The sequence below is a fragment of the Sphingopyxis sp. HIX genome (assembly GCF_001468285.1).
In the GTDB taxonomy this organism is placed as follows: domain Bacteria; phylum Pseudomonadota; class Alphaproteobacteria; order Sphingomonadales; family Sphingomonadaceae; genus Sphingopyxis.
Map to the genome: position 1 here is coordinate 94,964 of NZ_LNSB01000005.1, position 22,421 is coordinate 117,384.

Genomic DNA, 22,421 nt, shown 5'->3' on the forward strand with positions numbered 1-22,421 from the left:
CGATGCGCGCCGTCGACCTGCGTAGCGACTATGTGCGCGGCCTGCTCGGCACCGAGGCCGCGCATCCGCGGCTGTCGTGGCGCGTCGAGGGTGCGGGGCGCGGGGTCTTGCAGCGCAGCTATCGCATCCGCGCGGCGGCGAGCGTGGCGGCGCTTGAGGCAGGCGAGTTGCTGTGGGACGGCGGCACCGTGGCGTCGAGGGCGAGCTTCGACATCGCTTATGGCGGACCCGCGCTGACGGCGATGCAGCGTATCTGGTGGACGGTCGAGATCGACGGCGGCGCGCCGTCCGCGCCGGCGTGGTTCGAGGCGGGGCTCCCCTCGCCCGCCGACTGGCGCGGCGACTGGATCGAGGCCGAGGATGCGCTCGCTGCAGCCGACCGTGCGGCGGGGGTCAATTGGGTCTGGGGCGAGACCTCGCTCGACGCGCGGCCGCATGGCTTCCGGCTCGACTTCGAGGCGCCCGCCGATGTCGTGCGCGCCGAGATACTCGTCGCGGGCAAGGACCACCTCCGCGGCGTATGGATCAATGGCGCGGCGTCGCCGCTCGACCGGCCGTTCGGCTGGGACACGCACCTGCCCTTCTGGGGGACGCTGGCACCCTATGACGGCGTCGTGGCGGCGGGGCGCAACTCGGTCTGCGCGCTGGTCGAAGCCGATGTCGAGGGCTTCTTTCCGGTCGATGGCGGCGCCTTTGCGGCGCTGATCCGGTTGCACCGCGCCGATGGGCGGATTGACCGGCTCACCGGTTCGGCATTTCGCGTCCTCGCCGATCCGCCTTCGGGGTGGACGTCGCCAGATTTCGAAGCCAGCGGCTGGGCGCGGGTCGTGCCGAGCACGAGCTGGGCGCAGGGCGACCCGCGGCCCAGCGAGCCCGCGATGCTGCTGCGCACGGATTTCACGGTCGAGCGGCCGGTCGCGGCGGCGCGGCTCTATGCGACGGCGCTCGGTGCCTATGACGCGCGGATCAATGGGCGGCGGGTGTCGGACGCGATCCTCGCGCCCGAGATAACCGTGGCGAAGAGCCATATCCTCTACCAGGTCTACGACGTGACGACGCTGATCGCCGCGGGCGACAATGCGCTCGGCGCGATCGTCGGCGATGGCTGGTATGCGAGCCCCTTCGGCTGGCGGATCGAGCGCTATGGCTTCGGTCCCGCGCCGCGGCGCTTCCGCGCGATGCTGCGGATCGACTACGAAGACGGCGGCAGCGATTGGGTGACGACGGGGCCGGACTGGACGATCGGTATGTCGCCGATCCTGCTGTCGGAAATCTACGACGGCGAGACCTATGACGCGCGGCTGGAACAGCCCGGCTGGGATAAGCCGGGGTTCGACGATGGGGGCTGGGCACCGGTCAAGGTCGGCGCGGCACCCGACGCGCGACTGGTCGCGCAGACGGCGCCAGCGGTCGGGCGCATGGGCGTGCGCCGCGCTGTGGCGATCGCCGAGCCGGCGCCGGGGCGCTTTATCTTCGACTTCGGGCAGAATTTCTCGGGCTGGGTGCGCATCCGCGCGAAGGGGACTGCGGGAACCGAAATAAGCGCAAAATTTGCCGAATTGCTGAACGCCGACGGCACCGCCGACCTGTCGAACCTGCGCCTTGCGAAAGCGACCGACCGCTTCATCCTCGCGGGGACCGGCGGCGAGGAGGTGTTCGAGCCGCATTTCACCTATCACGGCTTCCGCTATGTCGAGCTCGCGGGCTATCCGGGGGTGCCGACGGCCGAGGATATCGAGGGCGTGATCGTCCACAGCGCCTGCCGCGAGGTCGGCGCGATGAGCTTCCGCGACGCGCCTTTGCTCCAGACGATCTGGAATAATGCGCTGTGGAGCCAGCGCAGCAATTTCTTCGCGGTCCCGACCGATTGCCCGCAGCGCGACGAGCGCATGGGATGGATGGGCGACATCCAGGTCTTCCTCGACGCCGCGGCGTTCAACATGGAGGTCGATCCCTTCATCCGCCGCTTCCTCACCGAAGCGCGCGCGGCGCAGCGGCCCGACGGCGCCTATCCGATCGTCGTGCCGCAGCCGCTCTCCTACCCCGATGTCGTCACCGCGGGGTGGAGCGAGGCGGGGATCATCCTGCCGTGGCAGCTGTGGCAGCGTTACGGCGACACCGCGGTGATCGACGAGAATTGGGACGCGATGGAGGCGTGGATGGGCTTCGTCGCGCGCGGCAATCCCGACCATGTCTGGCGGCACGACCGCGGGCTCGACCTTGGCGACTGGCTGTCGGTCGATGCGGTCAAGCCCGACGACGAAACCACGCCGCGCATCCTCTGCGCCACCGCCTATTGGGCGTGGTCGGCCGAGCTGATGGCCGACATGGCCGCGGCGAGCGGGCGCACGGGTGACGCCGCGCACTACCGCGACCTGCGTACGAAGATCGGCGCGGCCTACGCTGCGGAGTTCGTCGCGGCCGACGGGATATGCGGCAACGGCAGCCAGACAAGCCAGATCCTGTCGCTGGCGTTCGGGCTGGTCCCCGACGCGCAGCGCGCCGCCGCGGCCGAGGTCCTCGCCGCCGATATCGCCGCGCGCGGGATGAAGCTGTCGACGGGCTTCCTCGGCACCCCCTATCTGCTCGACGTGCTCGCCGATGCCGGGAAGCTGGACGCGGTCGCGGGTCTGCTGCTCCAGACGGGCTATCCGAGCTGGGGCTATATGCCCGAGCAAGGCGCGACGACGGTGTGGGAGCGCTGGAACGGCGACACCGGCGACCTCGCGATGAACAGCTATAATCATTATGCTTTCGGCGCGGTGGTCGGTTTCTTCTACCGCCGCCTCGCCGGGATCGCGCCCGCCGCGCCGGGTTTCAGCCGGATCGCCGCACGGCCGCTGTGGCTGCCTGCCGTCGGCCGCGTGACCGCGAGCTTCGAATCCCCGGTGGGCCTGATCGCGACCGAGACCGATGGGGACGCCGAGGGCCTTACCCGTTTCGTGCTCACCGTCCCCGCCAACGCCGTCGCCGAGGTCGAACTGCCCGCGCGCGACTGGACCGAGGGCGGCACGCCACTGGAGGCGCACCCCGATATCCGCGCTTTCGCCCGCACCGCAAGCCATGTCCGCTTCACGGTCGGATCGGGCACCTACGATTTCAGACCATAGACCGGAGAGAATCCATCATGCCGACGCTCGGGCTCATCCATAATTCGCCGGTGCTGGCGCCGATCTTCAACGAGATCGCGGCGCGGCTGATGCCCGATGTGCGCATCCTGCACTTCGTCGACGAAAGCACGATCAAGAACACGATCGCCGCGGGCAAGCTCGAGAAGCCGACGATGCGCCGCGTGATCCAGATGGTGGGGTCGACCTTCGACGCGGGCTGCGACCTCGCGCTCGTCACCTGCTCGTCGATCGGCCCCGCGGTCGACATGGCCGCCGAGCTCTACGACCAGCCCGTGCTGCGCGTCGACCGGCCGATGGCCGAAAAGGCGGTCGCGAACGGCACGAGGATCGGCGTCATCGCGACGCTGTCCACGACGCTGAAACCCACCGCCGACCTGATCCGCCGCGTCGCCGCCGAGCAAGGCAAGGACGTCGAGATCGTCGAGCATGTCTGCGCCGGCGCCTTCGACGCGGTCATGGCGGGCGATGGCGCGACGCACGACCGCATCGTCGGCGAGGCGCTGACCGGGGCGATGCAGGGCGTCGACGTCATCGTGCTCGCACAGGCGTCGATGGCGCGCGTTGTCGCGAGCCTGCCCGAGGGCGCAGTCGCGGCACCCGTGCTCGCGAGCCCCGAGCTCGGCATGGCGCGTGCCACCGAGCTGCTCGCGGATCTCGCGAAATGAAGAAGCGCCATGGCGTCCTGATCCTGCTCGCCGCGCTGTCGGTGATCACCTTCATCGACCGCATGGCGATCGCGGTCACCGGCCCGACGATCCAGAAGGATCTGGGCATCACCCCCGAACAATGGGGCTGGGTGCTCAGCGCCTATGTCATCGCCTATGCGGTGTTCGAGGTGCCGTCGGGGGCGATGGGCGACAAGCATGGCTATCGCAAGGAACTGACGCGGATCACGATCTGGTGGAGTTTCTTCACCGCGATCACTGCGGCGTGCCACAATTTCTGGCAGCTGACCGTCGCGCGCTTCCTGTTCGGGCTCGGCGCCGCGGGGGCCTATCCCAACATGTCGGGGGTGCTCTATCGCTGGATGCCGGCGCGCGAACGCGCGCGCGGCCAAGGCGTGATATGGGCGGCGAGCCGCTTCGGCGGCGCGCTGGCGCCGCTGCTGCTGGTGCCGATGAACGTATGGCTCGGCTGGCAGGCGGTGTTCGTGATCCTGGGGCTGATCGGCTTCGCCTGGGCCTTTGCCTGGCGCCGCTGGTATCACGACCATCCGAAGGACCATCCGGGGATCGGCGCCGAGGAAATCGCCGATATCGGGGCGGACGAGGGCGGCGGGCATAGCGGCACGCCGTGGCGCAAGCTCCTCGGGCTGCCGCAATTGTGGCTGATCGCGCTCGCCTATTTCTTCTACGCCTTCGGCAGCTGGTTCTTCTTCGGCTGGTTCCCGACGTGGATGGTCAAGGGATCGGGCTTTACCGAGGCCGAGATGGGGCTCTACGGCTCGCTGCCCTTCCTGCTCGGCATCGCGAGCAATCTGATCGGCGGGCTACTGTGCGACCGGCTGGCGCAGCGGATCGGGATCAAGAACGCCTATCGGCTGATCGCGAGCGTGTGTCTGACGGGCACCGCAGTGCTGCTGTTCGCGATGAGCCAGGCGAGCGACAAAATCGCGATCGTGCTGCTCGCCGCCGCAGCCTTCGGAGTGATGGACCTGATGCTGCCCGCGGCCTGGGCGATGTGCATGTCGATCGGGGGGCGCTATGGCGGCACCGCGAGCGGCGTGATGAACACTGCGGGCAACCTCGGCGGTTTCATCGGCACGGTGGCGATCGGCTATATCATCGCGGGCACGGGCAATTACGACCTGCCGGTGCAGGGGGTCGCGCTGATGGTGCTGGTCGCGGCGGGACTGTTCGCGCTGATCGATTGCACCAAGGGGTTCGATCACAAGGCGGCGCCCGAGTTGGCGGCGGCGGCGAAGGCCTAACCGCCGCGCTTCACGATCTCGAAGAAATCCTCGCCGCCCATCTGGCCGCCCTTGAGCACCAGTTCGAGGCCGTCGATCGCGGGGTCGCTCGCATGCGCGCGGACGAGCGGCGCGCCGCGCTCGACCGGGGCGGCCCAGGTCAGCGCGTCGATACCGAGCTGCGCGACGCCGTGGCTCGAGGTGTCGCCCCCGGCGAAGAGCAGGCGGCGAAGGCCGGTGCGGAGGACGGCGGCGCGCGCGATGCGGCCGAGCGCTTCGCCGAGCCGCTCGCCCGCGGCGGGCGCGGCGGTATCGAGCGGACCTTCGGCCGAGTGGATCAGTGCGCGGCCGCCCTGCCCCAGCGCGGCGGTCGCCGCATCGGTCAGGCGCGCTTCCTCGGCGGATGAGCCAGCGAGCAGCGCGGCGACATCGGCGCGCGCGGCGACGAAGCCGTCGGCGGCGCTGCGCGCGATCTGGCGCGCGGTGACGGGCGAGCAGCTGCCGCTGACGACAAGCAGGCGTTCGGCCTCGCCCGCGTGAACCGTCGGCGGGACGGCGTCGACCATGCCGCGCGCCTGCCAGGCGAGCACCAACGCGCGCGTCACGCCCGAGCTGCCGACCGCGAAACGGGTGCCGCGATCGAGCAACACGGCGCCGGTTGCGGCGAGATCCTCCATCGTCATGCCGTCGAACAGCACCGCATCGGCCCCGAGGTTCGCGGCGTCGAACGCGGCGGCCGCCTCGCCCGCATGGATGCGGTCGAGCGCGACATGGCCGACGGTGGCGCGTGTCTGCGCCGCGAGGTGGCGGATCAGATCGGGCTCATGCATCGGCGTCACCGGGTGCCGCGCCATCGTCGGGTGGCGGTCGATGCGGTAGATTTGCTCACCCGCTGCGGCGAAGAGATTGGCGAAGGCGACGTAGCGGCCGAGATGCGGCGCGCCGACGATAATCGCCGCGGGGCCGCCAAAGGCCGCGACGCCGATATCGAGCGCGCGGCCGATCGAGCCGGTGTGCGGCGCGCTGTCGAAGGTCGAGCAGGTCTTGTAATGCACCACCGCGCCCTCGCCGAGCGCGGCAAAGGCGGCGGGGAGATGCTCGTCCATCCATTCGGGCGAGCGGCTGCGGCTGTCGCCCGCGAGGCCGAAGGCGCGGACGTCGGCGAAGCGCGCGCGAAGGGCGGCCTCCGGCGCGCGGAGGTAGAGCACCGCGGGCACCCCGCCCCCGGCGAGCTGTTCGAGGACGTCGGTCGATCCGGTGAAATCGTCGCCGTAAAAGGCGTAGAGCGGGCTCACCCGCCGAACGCGCCGAGCGCGGCGGCGAGTTCGGGGGCGTCCTTCGCTGCCTGCTCGACCGGCACGCCCGCCACCGCGGCATCCCACGCCTGGCGCAGCGCGCGCACCCCGGCGGCGGGACCGCCCGGATGCGCCATGATCCCGCCGCCCGCGGCGAACATGCAGTCGGTGCTGCCGAGCGCGGCGTAAGTGGGCGCAGCCTGCTTCGCCGACTGGCCCGACGAGAAGACGGGCATGATCTCGCACCCCTTGTGCGGCGCCGGGAACATCGGCGTCAGGCACTCGCGCGCCGAGGCGATGACGCTCTCGTTGCTCTCGCAGAATTTGTTGTCGATGCCGTTGACGTGGCTGTGGTCGATGCCCGCGAGGCGCCACAATTTCTGGAAGGCGATATAGCTCATGCCGATCGCGGGCGAACGGCCGAGCAGGCCCCAGCCGTTGCGGTGACCGTGGATCGGCAGCGCCGAATGCGCGCGGAGGACCTTCATCGCGGGCAGCCCGATCGAGTTCATGCTCGCCATGATGCAGGTGCCGCCCGCCGCGACGACATGGTCGTGGCGGCCCAGCATCTCGTCGATCTCGCCCGTAAGATTCGCGGCGAACATCACCTTCTTGCCGGTCTTTTCGGCATGGTCGTTGATCACCCGCATCACCGCGTCGATGCGCGCCTCGAACGGGCAATGCGGGCCGTCGGCCTGCAGCTCGTCGTCCTTGATGAAGTCGATCCCCGCCTCGACGAGCCCGCGCACCTGCTCGGCGGTGGCCTCGGGCGAGAGGCCGACGCTGGGCTTGATGATCGTACCGATGATCGGGCGGCCATGGACCCCCGCGAGGTCGCGGGTGCCCGCGACGCCGAACTGCGGGCCCTGATAACGGGTGAGAAATTCGGGCGGCAGCGTCACGTCGACGAGCCGCAAGCCCGAGAAGGCCTTGAGCTCCGACAGGTTGCCGTTGATCGCCGCGAGCAGGTTCGGCAGCGACAGCCCGAAGTTCGACACCGGCCACGACAGGGTCACGCGCGCGCGGCCGCGCTTGCCGTCCCAGCCCTTCGGGACGCCCGATCCGGGAAGCGACGGCGCGGCCACCTCCTCGAGCTCGGTCAGTGCTTCGACGCGCGCGGCGTGCGCCTCGCGTAGTTCGTCGGTCTCGCCCGGCACGCGCACGAAGGTGCCGGTCGACTGCTCGCCCGCCATGGTCGCCGCCGCATCCTCGAGCGGAAAGGCGGTCTCGATCTCATAAGTCGCCGTGACGCGGTCCATTGCTGATCCCTAGGACATGATGAGGCCGCCATCGACGTTGATGGTCTGGCCGGTGATGTAGCTGGCGTCGGCGCTGGCGAGGAAGGCAACGAGCGCGGCGACGTCGGCACCGCTGCCCGCGCGCTTCATCGGGATGCCCTGCACCCACTCGTTCATCAATTCGCCGGGGGCGTAATCGCCCATCAGCCGGCCCCATTCGCGGTCGTTATAGTCCCACATGTCGGTGTGGATGATCCCCGGGCAGATCGCGTTGACGGTGATGCCCTCGGTCGCGACCTCCTTGGCGAGGCTCTGCGTCAGACCGACGACACCGAATTTCGATGCGGCATAATGCGGCGTGTAGATGAAGCCGTCGCGCGCCTGCCCCGACGCGGTGTTGATCAGCCGGCCGGGCTTACCACGCGCGCGAAGCCGCCGGATCGCCTCCTGGCAACAAAGAAAGGCGCCCTTGGTGTTGACCGCGAGGTTCAGGTCCCACTCGCGCTCGGTCAGGTCCTCGACCCGCGCGATGGTGATGACCCCCGCATTCTGCACCGCGATGTCGACCCCGCCGAGCGGCTCGGCGGCCTCGAACAGCGCGCGCACATCATCGGCCCGGGTCACGTCGCAGCGCTGCGCGACGACCATGCCGCCATGGGCCGCGAGCGCCCGCTCGGCGGACGACAAGTCGGCCTCGATCGCGCCGATTACGAGGTTCGCACCTTCTGATGCGAAGCGCTCGGCGATGGCGAGCCCGATCCCCTTGTTGCCGCCGGCAACGACGACTGTGTGGCCCTCGAACCGGCGCATAAGCGTCACGCGGTCTTGAAATAGGTCGTCGTGCGCTCGGTATCGACCGCATAATAGGGCACGAAGACCAGGTTGCGCTCGCCGACCTTGGCGCGATAGGCCTCGGGATGGCCCGGCATTGGCTGGACCGCGCCGGGCAGCGCGACCACCTGTTCGTCGATGCCGTCCCAGGGGTTGAGCCCGACATACATCACCGCGCCGCGCATCAACGCCGCAAGGTTCGGGTTCTCGGCATCGATCGGCAGCGTGCGGAGCGGCTGCGGGATGGTGAGTTCGACGCTGTCGCCCGCCTTCCAGACCCGGTCGATCGTCGCGAGCTGGCCCGGGGTCGCCGCATGTGCCTTGCCGTTGACCGTCAGCTTGGCGCCCTTGGTCCAGGCCGGGATGCGCAGCTTCATCGCGAAACGGCCGTTGCCCGGCTTGCGGACCTTCAGCCGCACCGTGTCGCCGACCGGATAGTCGGTTTCCTGCACCACCTCGACGGTGCCGCCGGGGCGGTCCCACGTCACCTCGGATGCGGTGTAGAGGTTGACGAGCAGGCTGTCATCGTCGTGGAAATAGGCGTTGAGGACATAGTCGGCGACGCCCTGTACCAGGGTGCCCGAGCAGCACGGCCATTTCTGGTGGTAATAGCGCTTCTCGCCCTTCGCGCCGTAATCGGAATAATAGGGGTAGCCGCCGTCGCTGTCGGGCAGGCGCGTCGCGAGCATCGTGTTGTAGAGCGTGCGTTCGAGCCCGTCGCCATATTGCGCCTCGCCGGTGAAGCGGATCAGGTAGCGCGCGAGCTTCAGGTCGGCGAAGGCGCCGCACGGCGTCTCGAAATGCGCCTTCGAAGTCTTGAGGCTCTTCGCGAGATTGCCCTGCCCCAGCACGACGAACTGCTCCTCGGGGCCCCAGCCGCCCGAGGCGAAGCGCTGCGGCTCCATGAACTTCCACGCGTTGACGATGGCCTTCTTATACTTCTCGTCGCCGAGGTGGAGATAGGCCTGCGCGCCCGAGGCGTTGCCGATCGTGTGGCTGTAAGCGTGCTTGGTGGGGAGCACGTCCTCGCCGCGTGCGAGCGGGTCGAACCACTCCTTGTCGAGCATATAATGCACGGCCATGTCGTGATATTTCCGGTCGCCGGTGATCTCGGCGACGTGGAACAGATTTTCCGAAATGACATAGGTTTCGTCGTACGGCGGCTCGGTCTTGCCGATGCGGTCGCGCGAGACCGGCGAAATATAAGGACGGCATTTCTCGATGATGATCGGCAGCAGGGTCTTCGCCTGCTCGACCCCGCTCAGGCGATAGGCGTCGACGAGGCCGACGACATATTTGTCCATGACATAGGCCGCCCACTGCGCCTGCGCGCGCGGGCCGGCATAGGGGTTCTTGGCCTCCACCATCGCCTTGCCCCATTCGCGGACGAGCAGATGCACCTTGTCGTGCGCCGCCTTGTCGCCGGTCGCGGCGCCGTAGCGCGCGAGACCCGAGATGTACTGGCCCATCGTGAGCCCGGCGACGAAGCCGTCCTTGTCGTACCAGCCGCCCATGTCGGGGCCCGGCGCGGGCAGCCCGGCGTTCTGGCGAAAGACCTTGAGGATGCGGTCGTTGTCGAGCGCGAGGAAATGCGAGTGGATATGGTCGAACTGTTCCTTGATCCGCCCGCCGGTGAGCCGGACCGCGCCATAAGGAAATTCGTGCATCGCCTCCTTGCCGCGCAGCGCCGGGCGCGCGCCCGCGGCCCAGGCGGCGGCGGGCATCGCGGTCATCCCCGCGGCGGCGGTCGCGCACGCCGAACAATGCATGAAATGGCGCCGCGAAAGCGCTGGAGCGGTCGAATCCATTCTCATCTCCCTTGCCTGCCCGCCCGCACAGGGGAGCATTTAGAAATATAATAGTATAATTGATCGGGGAGTGCAATCGGGTTGCGATGGGTTAAGCCGTCGCCCCCGCGAAGGGCGGGGGCCGCTGGCTGCCTTGCTCGGCGATGCCGCGTAAACCGATGGCGGCCCCCGCCCTTCGCGGGGGCGACGTCGTCAGCCCTACTTCCCCTTCGACGCGCCCTCGATGCGCGAGACGCCGTGGCCGATGATCGCGCGCATCGCCTGCGCGGCTTTCTTGCCATCACCGGCCTCGATCGCGTCGACGATCTTCGCATGGCCGCGCACGCTCGCCTTATGCTCGTCGGCCTCGTTGACCGGCGAACTCATGCGGAAGGAGGCGACGAGCGCGGTTTCGATGACCGCCGACAGCGAGCGCATCATCGCATTGCCCGACGCGCGCCCGACCGCCTTGTGAAAGCGCAAATCGGCCTCGGCGAATTCGCGCGGGTCGTCGGTCGCCGCGCCCATCGCCGCGACGTGGCGGCGCATGTCGGCGATGTCCTGCTCGGTGCGCCGGATCGCCGCGGCCTCGGCGGCGGCCGATTCGATCGCGACGCGCACCTCGGCGAGTTCGCGGATGAAATCGAGGTCGAACTCCTGGTTGACCTTCCACGACAGCACGTCGGCGTCGAAGAAATTCCAGTAGCTGCTGTCGAGCACGGTGGTGCCGACGCGCGTTTTGGCGACGATCAGGCCCTTCGCGGTCAGCGTCTTGAACACCTCGCGCAGCACGGTGCGCGAGATGCCGAAGCGTTTCAGGATATCGGCCTCGGGCGGCAGCTTCGATCCCGAGGGGAGTGCGCCCGACAGGATTTCATTGCCCAAAGCGCGCGCGACCTGGTCGTGGCTCGACCGCGCAGCCTCACCGAAGCGGCCGAAATCGCCGCGATCCGAAAAGACGGCCTTATCCGAATATTGGTTCAATTCGCCTGTCCACTGGTTGCGACGGAGCCCCGGCCGCGACGAAATCCGAAGCGAAATCCGACGCTGCAATCCTGCCTGGGACGTCTCATATCGTTCTCCAATAATCAATTGGAAACGCGGAGGCGGCTTGCTTTGCGCGCCGCGCCGGAAGTGCGCGATTAGGCGCGCGTATCATATTTATGCCTGCCCGGCAGCATGCTGTTCGCACGGCTCCGCTCCCCGGGTTCGATCTGCGCCTTAAGATATCACATTCTATTTTTAATATTTCAAGTGCGCTGTGCAACGGCTATAGGAGTGACAAGCCCTCCCCTCGCAGCATGGAAAAGCGCATGAAACTGACCCACTTCATCGGCGGCCAGGCCGTCGCCGCCGACACGCCCTTCGAAAGCCTGAACCCGTCGAACACCGACGAGGTGGTCGCGGCCTATCCGGCGGGCGGTGCGGCCGAGGTCGATGCCGCGGTCGATGCCGCGGCGGCCGCCTTCCCCGCCTGGTCGCAGGCGAGCCCCGAGCTGCGCGCCGACCTGCTCGACCGCGTCGCCGCCGAGCTGATGGCGAAGGCCCCGGCACTCGGCGAACTGCTCGCGCGCGAGGAGGGCAAGACGCGCGCCGAGGCCACCGGCGAGGTGATGCGCGCCGCGCGCATCTTCCGCTATTTCGGCGGCGAGGCACTGCGCCGCCACGGGCAGACGCTCGAATCGACGCGGCCGGGGATCGGCGCCGCGACCTACCGCGAGGCGGTCGGCGTCTATGGGCTGATCACGCCGTGGAATTTCCCGATCGCGATCCCCGCGTGGAAGGCGGCGCCCGCGCTCGCCTTCGGTAACACCGTGGTGCTGAAGCCCGCCAATTCGACCCCCGCGATCGCGCACGCGCTGGCGACGATCATCCATGACGCTGCGGCGAGCCTGAATGCGCCCGCGGGCATCTTCAACCTCGTGCTGGGGCAAGGCGGGGTCGGGTCGGCGATCGCCGAGCATCCGGGCATCGCGGGGGTCAGCTTCACCGGCTCGCAGGGCGTCGGGGCAAAGGTCGGAATGGCCGCGATGGCGCGGCAGGCGCGCGTGCAGATGGAGATGGGGGGCAAGAATCCGCTCGTCGTGCTCGCCGACGCCGATCTCGACAGGGCGGTGGCGATCGCGCTCGACGGCGGTTTTTTCCAGACCGGGCAGCGCTGCACCGCCTCGTCGCGGGTGATCGTCGAGGACGCGGTGCACGACCGCTTCGTCGCCGCGCTCGCCGAGCGCGCGGCGGCGCTGAAGGTTGGCGCCGCGCTCGATCCCGCGACGCAGGTCGGCCCCGCGGCGAGCGAGCAGCAATTCGCGCAGAACCTGTCCTATGTCGAACTCGCGCAGGCCGAGGGCGGGCGGCTGGTCACCGGCGGCGCGGCGCTGCGCCTCGATACGCCGGGCTATTATATGGCCCCGGCGCTGATCGCCGACACCGATCCCGGGATGCGGATCAACCAGGAGGAAGTGTTCGGGCCGGTCGTCTCGACGGTGCGGGTCAAGGATTATGACGAGGCGCTGGCGCTCGCCAATGCGGGCAATTTCGGGCTGTCGGCCGGGATCGTCACCGGCTCGCTCAAATATGCGCGCCATTTCCGCCGCCATGTTCGCGCAGGCATGGTGATGGTCAATCTGCCGACCGCGGGGGTCGACTATCACGTCCCCTTCGGCGGGACGCGCGGGTCGAGCTATGGCCCGCGCGAGCAGGGGTTTGCGGCGGTCGAATTCTATACGCAGGTCAAGACGGTTTATACGGCGGACTAGCCCTTTCCCTCGTCACCCCGGGCTGGACCCGGGGTCCCGCTGTCGACGCGAAAAAGCGGGATCCCGGATCAAGTCCGGGATGACGAAGGGAGCGTTATTCCGCGACGATATCCACCGCCGACAGGATCGGTTCGCCCGCGACCTTTTTGAAGTCTATCACCAGCACCCCGTCGCGGACCACCGCGGGCAGCGTAACCGTCGCCGCCTTGAGCTTGCCGCCCGCGAGTGCGAAGGGATCGACCTTGCGCGTCGCCTTGCCGCCCGAGACGGTCACGTCGAAGGCGCGCTTGCCCGCCGCGTCCTCGACCGGCTCGAACAGGTGCAGCGTCACGCGGTAGCGGCCGTTGGCGACGGGTACGCGATAGGCTGCGACGCCGGTGCGGTAGTTCCGGTAGAGCTCGGGTTTGCTCGCCCCCGCGACCACCAACTGCGGGTCCTGCTTCTCGCTCCCCGGCGCGGCGTAGATTTCGCGGCGGAAGCGGTTGAGCGGCGCTCCGTTGCCGCCCTCGAAGAAATTGTCCGAGCCGTAGCGGGTGCCGCCCACCACCGCGCCGGTGAGCGTGCCGCTGAGGATATGCACATCCTCTGCCCGCCCGGCGTAGCGCCACTCTGCGCTGTCGGTGAGGCTGCCCGCCGCGGCGACCAGCTTGTTCTCGCCGGCGTCGAGCTTCACGCCCGGCCATACGCAGATCGCATCGACGCAATCGGTCCAGCCGATCTCGCGGCCGTTGACCGACAGCTTCGCCTTGGGCTGGTTCGAATAGGCGCGGACATCGACGGTGCGATAGGCGCGGTCGACATAACGCTTGCCCGTCAGGTGGAGCACCGGCTCCTTCGCCTGCCACGCGGCCTTGTAGAAATAATAGGCGTCCTTCCGCACCTTGCGGTCGAAGCTCACCAGCCCCTTGGTGTTGACGTCGGTCGCGTCGCCCTCTTCGCGCACCTCGCTCGCGGCGTCGAACATCTGCCACACCCACGCGCCATAGAGCCAACCCAGCCCCTTGACCTGGTTCCACGAGCGTTCGTGGATGTAGCTCTCGATCTCCTCGGGCTGCGGGCGCGAGACGTTCATGATCTTGCCGCCATGGACATTGTCGGTGTGCTGGCTGATCGCCCCGCCGCCGCCATATTCGCCGAGCGAGATAGGCAGGCCGGGAAAGCGCTTGTGGAGTTCGGTGAGGTGCGCGGCGAGCCCGTCGACCTCGGCGACATAACCCTTGCCGTACCAGCCGAGATAGAGGTTGAAGCCGACGGTGTCCGCGATGCCCGACAGGATCGGGCGCTCGTCCTTGTCGCCGGGCATGGGTTCGCAGCAGGTCGCCATCGTCGTCGGGCGCGTCGGATCCTCGCGCTTGGCGAGCGTGTTGAGCGCCTCCATCAAGGGCCGGGGGTTCGACGGGGTCAGCCCCTTCCAGCTCCAGTTGGTGACCTCGTTGCCGATCGACCACATCGCAACCGAAGGATGGTTGTAATTCTGGCGGATGAGCTCGGTCATCTGCGCCTCGGCATTGGCGAGCATCGCGGGCGGGGTGTCCTTGACCCCCTTGGGCGCGGTCTGGTTGACGAGTCCGAGCTCGGCCCAGAGGATCATGCCGTTCTTGTCGGCGAGCTCGTAGAAGGGCGTCGCCTGGTTGTAATGCGACAGCCGCACGGTGTTCGCGCCGAGCTCGCGGATCAGCGCCATATCCTCGGCATGATCGGCGTCGGCGATCGCCCAGCCCTTGGCATAACGATCCTGGTGCCGCGACACGCCCTGAAGCTTGAGCGGCTTGCCGTTGAGGAAAAAGCCCTTTTCGGCGTCGATCGCGATCGAGCGGATGCCGAGCGGCTGTTCGACGCGGTCGAGCGCGCGGCCCTTCGCATCGCGCAGCTCGACCGCGATGCGATAGAGATAGGGGTCGGCGAGCCCGTCCCAGCGGCGCGGGTTGGCGACACTGAGCTGCGCCTCGCTTTCGGTGCGGCCGGGGGCAAGCGCCGCCTTGCGGCTGTCGGTGGCGACGACGCGGCCGTCGGCGTCGAGGATCGTCGTTGCGACGCTCGCCGCGGCCCTTTTTGCGCCGGTGTTGGCAAGGCGCGTCTTCACGACCACCCTCGCCTGGGCGTCGTCCAGCGCCGCGACATGGCCGTAAACCCCCGGCCCGCCATGATCCATCAGGTCGATGTGCAGCGGATCGACGGTCAGCTGGGTCACCGGGCGATAGAGGCCGCCGAACATCATGAAGTCGCCCGACAAGGGCACGACGTGCCAGGTCGCGCTGCCTTCGTCGGGCTTGCTGTTGTCCGCCCGCACCGCCACCACATTGCCGCAGCCGGGCTTCAGCGCATCGGTCGCATCGAGGCGGAAGCGCGAGAAGGCGCCTTCATGCCGCCCGATCTTGGTCCCGTTGACCCAGACGTCGGCAACGATGCTCGCGGCGTCGAATTCGAGGATCGTGCGCTTGCCCTTGGCGGGGGCGCAGAGGCTGCGGCGGTACCAGCCCATCCCCCGGTCGGCGTTGATCGTGTCGTCGCGCCCGACGCCGGGGTTGCCCAGCCGGTTCCACGTATGCGGCACTACGACCTTGTCCCAGCCGCTGTCGTCGTAGCCGGGCGCCGCGGGCGATTCGTCGGCGATGCCGAAACGGAACGACCAGCCGTCGGCGAGTTGCTCCGCCTCGCGCGCCTTTGCCGGGGCTGCAAGAGCCAAAGCCAATACCCAAATCGCCGCTGCCGACCGCACGTCGCTCTCCCCTATCGTTGAAATATGAGAATCATATATTGATATTTCAGTTAGGCCAAGCCATAACCGCGCCAACAGCAGAACGGAGAGGCGAAATGCGCAGCTACAGCGGGCAGACATGGCTTTTGGCGCCGGGCCTGTTGCTGCTCGCCGCCCCCGCATGGGCGCAGACCGAGGGGCTGAGGCGCCCGCTGGTCACTATCGCGGTGTCGCCCGACGGCGACGATTCGGCCGCGGGCACGCCCGAAAGACCCTTCCGCACCCTGCCCCGCGCGCAGGCCGAGGTGCGCAAATCGAACGCGACGAGCGACGTCACGGTGCAGATCGCCGACGGCATCTATCGCCTCGACAAGCCGATCACGCTCACCGCCGCCGACGGCGGGCAGAAGGGCTGGACCGTGACCTGGGCCGCGGCGCCGGGCGCCAAGCCCGTGCTCTCGGGCGGGATCGCGGTCACCGGGTGGAAGCTGCACGACCCGGCGAAGCATATCTATGTCGCCGACGTGCCGCGCGGCGCCGACAGCCGGCACCTGTTCGTGAACGGCCAGATGGCCGAGGTCGCGGGGATCGAACTCGACCGCAAACAGGTGGTCTTCACCAACCAGGGCCTGGTAGTGAACGACCCCGCCGCGGGCGACCTCAAGCGCCTCGGCGCATCGCGGCTCGAACTGATGGCGCTCGGCCATTTCACGACGCGCTTCTCGCCGGTCGAGCGGATCGACGGCAAGACGCTTGTGATGAAGCAGCCCGCCTGGGCGAATAATATCTGGGGCTATGACACGCTCGCCCACCCCTACAAGCCCGAGGATGGCAAGCTCTACCTGCGCGGCGGGCTCGGCCTCCTGACCAAGGCGGGCCAGTGGGCGCTCGATGCCGCGAAGGGCAAGCTCTATTACCGCCCCGCCGACGGCGCCGATATCGCGAAGCTCGAGGTCGAGCTGCCGCGGCTACAGACGCTCTTCCACATCGCGGGCAGCTACGATGCGCCGGTGCACAATGTCACGGTCAGCGGGCTGCGCTTTTCGCATAGCAGCTGGCTCGGGCCGAACGGCGCCGAGGGCTATGCGAGCCAGCAGAGCGGCTCCTACCTCACCGGCTGCGCCGCGGCCTATCCCGCCGAGCCGCTGGTCACCTGCAAATGGGGCTGCCCCGAGTTCGAGAGCGTGCGCAACGAATGGTCGCAGATGCCCGCCGCGGTGCAGGTGTCGGCGGCCGAGGGCATCCGCTTCGAGAAGAATGTCTTCGCCCACCTCGGCCAATATGCGCTGGGGATCGGCAACGACGCGAGCGCCAACATCTCCGGCGTCGGGCTGGGCACGGTCGATACCGTGGTGTCGGCGAATGTCTTCACCGACCTTGCCGGCGGCGCGATCGTCGCGGGCGGGGTGCGGCGCGATGCGCACCACCCCTCCGACCCGCGGATGACCAACCGCCAGCTGACGATCGTCGACAACCTGATCCGCTCGGTGTCGAAGGATTATAGCGACAACAGCGCGATCCTCTCGACCTATGTCGACGGCGCGCAGATCGTGCACAACGACATCAGCGACACGCCCTATGACGCGATCGACATCGGTTACGGCTGGGGCATGCACGACGCGGGGGGCAACGCCAATTACCGCACGCGCATGCACGGCTACGACTGGCCGCAGAACAGGGTCTATGAGACCCCGACGATGCACCGCAACGTCGTCGTCGCCTATAACCGCATCTACGACACCAAGAAGCATTTCGAGGACGGCGGCGCGATCTACAATCTCTCGGCGAGCGAGGGCACGGTGATCGCCGAGAATCATGTCTTCGACCTCAACAACCGCATCGGCCTCTATCTCGACGAAGGGTCGAAGTTCATCACCGTGCGCGACAACGTCGTCGAGGACGCGGGGACCTGGCTCAACATCAACGCCGTGACTCCCGCGGTGCGCATGTGGCTGCGCATCTCGACCGACAATGTCGCCACCGGCAATTGGCACAATGGCGGCAAGGTCGGCGGGCAATGGACCGCCTATCTCAACAACCGGATCGAGGACGACCGGCCGGTGACCGGCAAGGCCTGGCCCGCCGAGGCGATCGACGTCATGGGCAACGCCGGCATCCAGAATCTCGCGGGCGACGTGAGCTATGGCGACGTCCGCGCGCGCGCCAACCCCCATCGCAAGAAGGAAGCGAACAAGAAATGACCGGCGTTTCGGATTATATGCTGGGCCGTGCCGACGTCAGCCGGCGCGCCGCGCTGCTGGGCATCACCGTCGCCGCGGCGATGAGCCCCGCGATCGTGCGCGCCAACGGCTCGCTCTCGGGCTTTCACGACGTGCGCAAATATGGCGCCAAGGGCGACGGGCGGACGGTCGACAGCCCGGCGATCAACAAGGCGATCATGGCCGCCTCGCGCGCCGGTGGCGGCACGGTGATCATCCCGCCCGGGCGTTACCTGTCCTTCTCGATCCGCTTGCAGAGCCATATCACCTTGGTGCTGTCGCAGGGCGCGGTGCTCGAAGCCGCCGATCCGACCAAGCACAAGGGGCAGTACGACCTGCCCGAGGGCGTCTATGAGGAGCAGTTCGGCGATTATGGCGTCGCGCATTATCACAACAGCCTGATCTATGGCGACGCGATCAGCGACGCCGCGGTGCTCGGCCCCGGCATGATCCACGGCCTCGGGCTGCGGCGCGAGGGCCCCTCGCCCAAATGGCACGGCATCCAGGGCTGGGTCTCGCCCAAGGAGCGCGGCATGGACCCGCACGCCGCGCGCCTCAGCGACCCAGCCGAGCTCGCCGAAGAGGGCAAGGGCAACAAGGCGCTCGCGTTCAAGAATTGCCGCAACATCCTGCTGCGCGACATCACCATCCTGCAGGGCGGGCATTTCTGCATGTATGCGATCGGGTGCAGCGGCATGACGATCGACAACCTCCGCATCGACACCGACCGCGACGGCATCGACGTCGATTGTTGCCGCGACGTCAAGATCAGCAACTGCACCGTCAACGCGCACAAGGACGACGCGATCGTGCTCAAGAGCAGCTATGTGCTCGAGCGCAAGATCCTATGCGAGGACGTGACGATCATCGGGTGCAAGACCAGCGGCTATGCGCTCGGCACGATGCTCGACGGGACGTACAAGATGTCGGACTATCGCGCGCCCGACGACGTCGGGGTGCTCGGCCGCATCAAGCTCGGCACCGACAGCGTCGGGGGTTTCCGCAACATCCTGGTCACCGGCTGCACCTGCGAGAACAGCCGCGGCTTGCAGATGGGGGCGATCGACGGCGGCGTGCTGGAGGATGTGACCTTCAGCGACATCGTGATGCGCAACATCGTCAACCACCCGATCTTCGTCCGCCTGTCGGCGCGCAACCGCGCACCCCGCGGCGCGGGCGTCGCGACGGTGCAGCGCGTGCGCTTCGACAATATCAATGTGTCGGGCGCGAACGGGCGCTATGCCTGCGGCGTCGTCGGCATCCCCGACGGGGTGATCCGCGACGTAACCTTCAGCAACGTCCATGTCGCGAGCCAGGGCGGCGGCACCAGGGAAGATGCGGCGTGGAACCCGCCCGAGCGCCGCAATTCGAGCCTCGAGCCGAGCTTCATGAAGGCCTTCCCCGCGCACGGGCTCTACGTCCTCAACGCCGAGCGGATCGCGGCGGTCGACTGCACCTTCACCACCGACACCCCCGACGCGCGCCCGGCGGTGCTGTTCGACAGCCAGTCGAGCGGGATGGTGTCGGGGCTGCGCACGACCAAGGCCGCCGATGCCGCGGTCGCGGTGCGGAACGGCGGGTTGGTCAAGACGCTGACGCCCGTCCAGCCGGCCTGAGATGCCCCGCCCCCGCCTGCTCGTGACCCGGCGCCTGCCGCAGCGGGTCGAGGATCATTTTCGCGCGCATTATGAGGTCGATCTCAATGCGGACGACGTACCGATCGAGCGTGCGGCGCTGGTCGCGGCGATGACGCGCTACGACGCGATCTGCCCGACGATCACCGACCGCTTCGACGCGGAGATTCTGGCTACGCCGGGTGCGCGCGTGAAGATCCTCGCCAATTTCGGCGCTGGCCATGAGCATATCGACCTCGAGGCCGCGAAGCGCGCGGGGATCGCGGTGACGAATACCCCCGATGTGCTGACCGACGCGACCGCCGACCTCGCGATCCTGCTGATGCTGATGGCGACGCGCCGCGCGGGCGAAGGCGAGCGCGAACTGCGCAGCGGGAAATGGGGCGGCTGGCGTCCGACGCATATGATCGGCCAGGGGCTTAGCGGCAAGACGCTCGGCCTCGTCGGCTATGGCCGCATCGCACGGGCGACCGCGAAGCGCGCGCGCGACGGGTTCGGGATGCAGATTGCCTATCATGGGCGGCGCGAGGCGGCGGATGCCGAGGGCGCCCACTATCACCCGACGCTGGCGTCGCTGATGGCGGCGGCGGATATCGTGTCGCTGCATGTGCCGGGCGGCGCCGAGACGCGGCATATGATCGATGCGGCGGCGCTTGCCGCTGCCAAGCCCGGGCAGGTTATCGTCAACACCGCACGCGGTAGTGCCATCGACGAGGAAGCGCTCGCGGCCGCGCTTGCCGAGGGCCGGATCGCGGCGGCAGGACTCGACGTCTATGAGCGCGAGCCGGCGGTTCACCCCGCGCTGCTCGCGCTCGAAAATGCCGTGCTCCTGCCGCACCTCGGCAGCGCGACGATCGAGACGCGCACCGCGATGGGGATGCGCGCCGCCGCCAATCTGGAGGCCTTTTTCGCAGGCCGCGAACTGCCCGACCGTGTCGCCTGACGCACGCTCCATCGTCGAGGCCGACCTCGCCGCGGCGCTCGCCGCCTCGCCCAAGCGTCCGCTCGTCGTCGGGCTCTGCGGTTCACAGGGCAGCGGCAAGTCGACGCTCGCAGCAGCATTGCAACCGCGGCTCGAAGCGCAGGGGTTTCGCACCGCGATCCTGTCGCTCGACGACCTCTATCTGACCGCGACCGACCGCGCGACACTGGCCGAGACCGTGCACCCGCTGCTGCGCACACGCGGGGTGCCGGGCACGCACGATGTCGCGCTCGCGCACCGCATGCTCGATGCGCTCTCCCGGCCGGGTACTGCCCAACTGCCGCGCTTCGACAAGGCGGCCGACGACCGCGCGGCGGGTTCTTTGCCCGTCGAAGGACCCGTCGACCTGATCCTGTTCGAAGGCTGGTGCGTCGGCGCTCAGCCCGAGGCGCCCGACGCGCTGGCCACACCGGTCAACGCCCTCGAACGGACCGAAGACCCCGACGGCCGCTGGCGGCGCTTCGTCAATATGGCACTCGCCGGAACCTACCGCACATTGTTCGACCGCATCGACCGCCTGATCCTCCTCGCCGCACCGTCGTTCGATATCGTCCACCGCTGGCGCACCCAGCAGGAGGATGAGCTTCGCAAGCATAGCCCCGCGGGCGCGGCGCTGATGGACGCGGCCGCAATCGCGCGCTTCATCGCGCATTATGAGCGGCTGACGCGGCATATCCTCGCCGAGATGCCCGGCCGCGCCGACCTGACAATTCGCCTCAACGACGACCGCGGCGTGATCGCGGTCGAACGACCGGAGTCTCCCCAATGACCCTCGCCTTCTCGACCGCCATGCTGCCCGCCGACTGGCGCAGTGCCCTCCTGCTCGGCCGCATCGAGACCGGCGAAGGCCCATCTCCCGTGCTCGTCACGAACGGCGTGGTCCACGACATGAGCCGCGTCGCGCCGACGGTCTCTGCGCTGGTCGCGGCGCGCACTTTCGACGCCTCGAAGGGCGAGGCGCTCGGCGACCTCGAAGACCTCATCTCGACGCTGCGCCTGCTCTCCCCCATCGACCTGCAATGTGTGAAGGCCGCGGGCGTCACCTTCGCGGTCTCGGCGGTCGAGCGCGTGATCGAGGAGCGGGCGCGCGGCGACGCCTCGGCGGCAGGCGCGCTGCGCGCCGCGCTCGAGGCGCGCGTCGGCACCAGCATCCGCTCGGTGGTCCCTGGCTCTCCCGAGGCCGCGGCGCTCAAGGACGCGCTGATCGGCGAAGGCCTGTGGTCGCAATATCTGGAGGTCGCGATCGGCCCCGATGCCGAGATCTTCACCAAGGCGCCGGTACTCGCGAGCGTCGGCTGGGGTGCCGATATCGGCATCCGCTCGGATTCGACGTGGAACAACCCCGAGCCCGAGATCGTGATGATCGCGGGACCCGACGGCCGGGCGGTCGGCGCGACGCTGGGCAACGACGTCAATCTGCGCGATTTCGAGGGGCGCTCGGCGCTGCTGCTCGGCAAGGCGAAGGACAATAATGCCTCCGCCGCGCTAGGGCCCTTCATCCGGCTGTTCCATGCCGGCTTCACGCTCGATGATGTCCGCCGCGCGGTGGTCGATCTCCGCATCGACGGGCCCGAAGGCTATGTGCTCAGCGGCATCAGCTCGATGGACCAGATCAGCCGCGATCCCGAGGAATTGCTGCGCCAGGCGATGAGCGAGCATCACTATCCCGACGGCTTCACCCTCTTCCTCGGCACGCTCTTCGCTCCGACGCAGGACCGCGACGAGCCCGGGTGCGGCTTCACGCACAAGGAGGGCGACCTCGTCTCCATCGCCACCCCGACGCTGGGCCGCCTCGTCAACCGCGTCACCACGTCGAAGGCGGCACCGCCCTGGAGCTTCGGCATCGGCGACCTGATGGCCAATCTCGCCAAGCGCGGCCTGTTCAACTGATATATCTGTTGATTGAATTGATCTCTCTGTATATGGTTTTGCTATAGCAGA

The 22,421-nt window shown here is 68.3% G+C and carries 15 protein-coding genes; 9 read left to right on the forward strand and 6 right to left on the reverse strand.

Annotation, left to right across the window (positions count from 1 at the left end):
- Positions 1-2: 2 nt before the first annotated feature.
- Genes ATE62_RS04095 through ATE62_RS04105 form a run of 3 tightly spaced genes read left to right on the forward strand, consistent with a single transcriptional unit; the run spans position 3 to position 5,061 of the window.
- Positions 3-3,110, forward strand: coding sequence for an alpha-L-rhamnosidase (locus ATE62_RS04095; protein WP_058806998.1), 3,108 nt, complete (start codon positions 3-5; stop codon positions 3,108-3,110).
- A 17-nt stretch (positions 3,111-3,127) separates the two neighbouring features.
- Positions 3,128-3,796 (forward strand): aspartate/glutamate racemase family protein, encoded by a 669-nt coding sequence (locus tag ATE62_RS04100; RefSeq protein WP_058806997.1) that lies wholly within the window; start codon positions 3,128-3,130, stop codon positions 3,794-3,796.
- A complete protein-coding gene (locus tag ATE62_RS04105; protein WP_058806996.1) occupies positions 3,793-5,061 on the forward strand; it encodes an MFS transporter in 1,269 nt (422 codons plus the stop codon). The genes ATE62_RS04100 and ATE62_RS04105 overlap by 4 nt, the downstream gene beginning before the upstream one ends.
- On the opposite strand, the gene ATE62_RS04110 is transcribed toward ATE62_RS04105, so the two are convergent.
- The 5 genes from ATE62_RS04110 to ATE62_RS04130 all read right to left on the reverse strand — a co-directional run bounded on the left by ATE62_RS04110 (position 5,058) and on the right by ATE62_RS04130 (position 11,175).
- Positions 5,058-6,335 carry a four-carbon acid sugar kinase family protein gene (locus tag ATE62_RS04110; RefSeq protein WP_058806995.1) on the reverse strand — a complete coding sequence of 426 codons (1,278 nt, stop codon included), beginning with the start codon at positions 6,333-6,335 and terminating at the stop codon, positions 5,058-5,060. The genes ATE62_RS04105 and ATE62_RS04110 overlap by 4 nt on opposite strands.
- On the reverse strand, positions 6,332-7,594 hold the full coding sequence (locus ATE62_RS04115; protein ID WP_058806994.1) for a ribulose-bisphosphate carboxylase large subunit family protein: 1,263 nt from the start codon (positions 7,592-7,594) through the stop codon (positions 6,332-6,334). The genes ATE62_RS04110 and ATE62_RS04115 overlap by 4 nt, the downstream gene beginning before the upstream one ends.
- Positions 7,595-7,603: 9 nt before the next feature.
- Entirely contained in the window at positions 7,604-8,383 is a 780-nt protein-coding gene (locus ATE62_RS04120; protein ID WP_058806993.1) for an SDR family oxidoreductase, read from the reverse strand.
- A gap of 5 nt (positions 8,384-8,388) precedes the next feature.
- Entirely contained in the window at positions 8,389-10,212 is a 1,824-nt protein-coding gene (locus ATE62_RS04125) for a beta-L-arabinofuranosidase domain-containing protein (protein ID WP_058806992.1), read from the reverse strand.
- 198 nt (positions 10,213-10,410) lie between these two features.
- Positions 10,411-11,175, reverse strand: a complete 765-nt coding sequence (locus ATE62_RS04130) for a FadR/GntR family transcriptional regulator (protein WP_058807056.1) — start codon at positions 11,173-11,175, stop codon at positions 10,411-10,413.
- A gap of 329 nt (positions 11,176-11,504) precedes the next feature.
- On the opposite strand from ATE62_RS04130, the gene ATE62_RS04135 reads away from it, so the two are divergent.
- The gene (locus ATE62_RS04135) at positions 11,505-12,947 is read left to right on the forward strand and encodes an aldehyde dehydrogenase family protein (RefSeq protein ID WP_156420439.1); all 1,443 of its coding nucleotides are present in this window, start codon (positions 11,505-11,507) and stop codon (positions 12,945-12,947) included.
- Positions 12,948-13,041: 94 nt separating this feature from the next.
- Here the strand turns inward: ATE62_RS04135 and ATE62_RS04140 are convergent, their stop codons facing one another.
- Positions 13,042-15,633, reverse strand: coding sequence for a glycoside hydrolase family 2 (locus ATE62_RS04140; RefSeq protein ID WP_058806990.1), 2,592 nt, complete (start codon positions 15,631-15,633; stop codon positions 13,042-13,044).
- A 128-nt stretch (positions 15,634-15,761) separates the two neighbouring features.
- Here ATE62_RS04140 and ATE62_RS04145 point away from each other — a divergent pair, with 128 nt between their 5' ends.
- From ATE62_RS04145 to ATE62_RS04165, 5 genes are read left to right on the forward strand one after another with little or no spacing between them, the layout of a single operon-like run.
- Positions 15,762-17,846 (forward strand): right-handed parallel beta-helix repeat-containing protein, encoded by a 2,085-nt coding sequence (locus ATE62_RS04145; protein ID WP_197411608.1) that lies wholly within the window; start codon positions 15,762-15,764, stop codon positions 17,844-17,846.
- Positions 17,843-19,480, forward strand: coding sequence for a rhamnogalacturonidase (locus ATE62_RS04150; protein WP_231736096.1), 1,638 nt, complete (start codon positions 17,843-17,845; stop codon positions 19,478-19,480). Before ATE62_RS04145 ends, ATE62_RS04150 begins: the two co-directional genes overlap by 4 nt.
- 1 nt (position 19,481) lies before the next feature.
- Positions 19,482-20,441, forward strand: a complete 960-nt coding sequence (locus ATE62_RS04155; protein ID WP_058806989.1) for a 2-hydroxyacid dehydrogenase — start codon at positions 19,482-19,484, stop codon at positions 20,439-20,441.
- Positions 20,431-21,249, forward strand: a complete 819-nt coding sequence (locus ATE62_RS04160) for a kinase (protein ID WP_058806988.1) — start codon at positions 20,431-20,433, stop codon at positions 21,247-21,249. The genes ATE62_RS04155 and ATE62_RS04160 overlap by 11 nt, the downstream gene beginning before the upstream one ends.
- Positions 21,246-22,370, forward strand: a complete 1,125-nt coding sequence (locus ATE62_RS04165) for a fumarylacetoacetate hydrolase family protein (protein WP_058806987.1) — start codon at positions 21,246-21,248, stop codon at positions 22,368-22,370. The genes ATE62_RS04160 and ATE62_RS04165 overlap by 4 nt, the downstream gene beginning before the upstream one ends.
- The last annotated feature ends 51 nt before the right edge of the window (positions 22,371-22,421 follow it).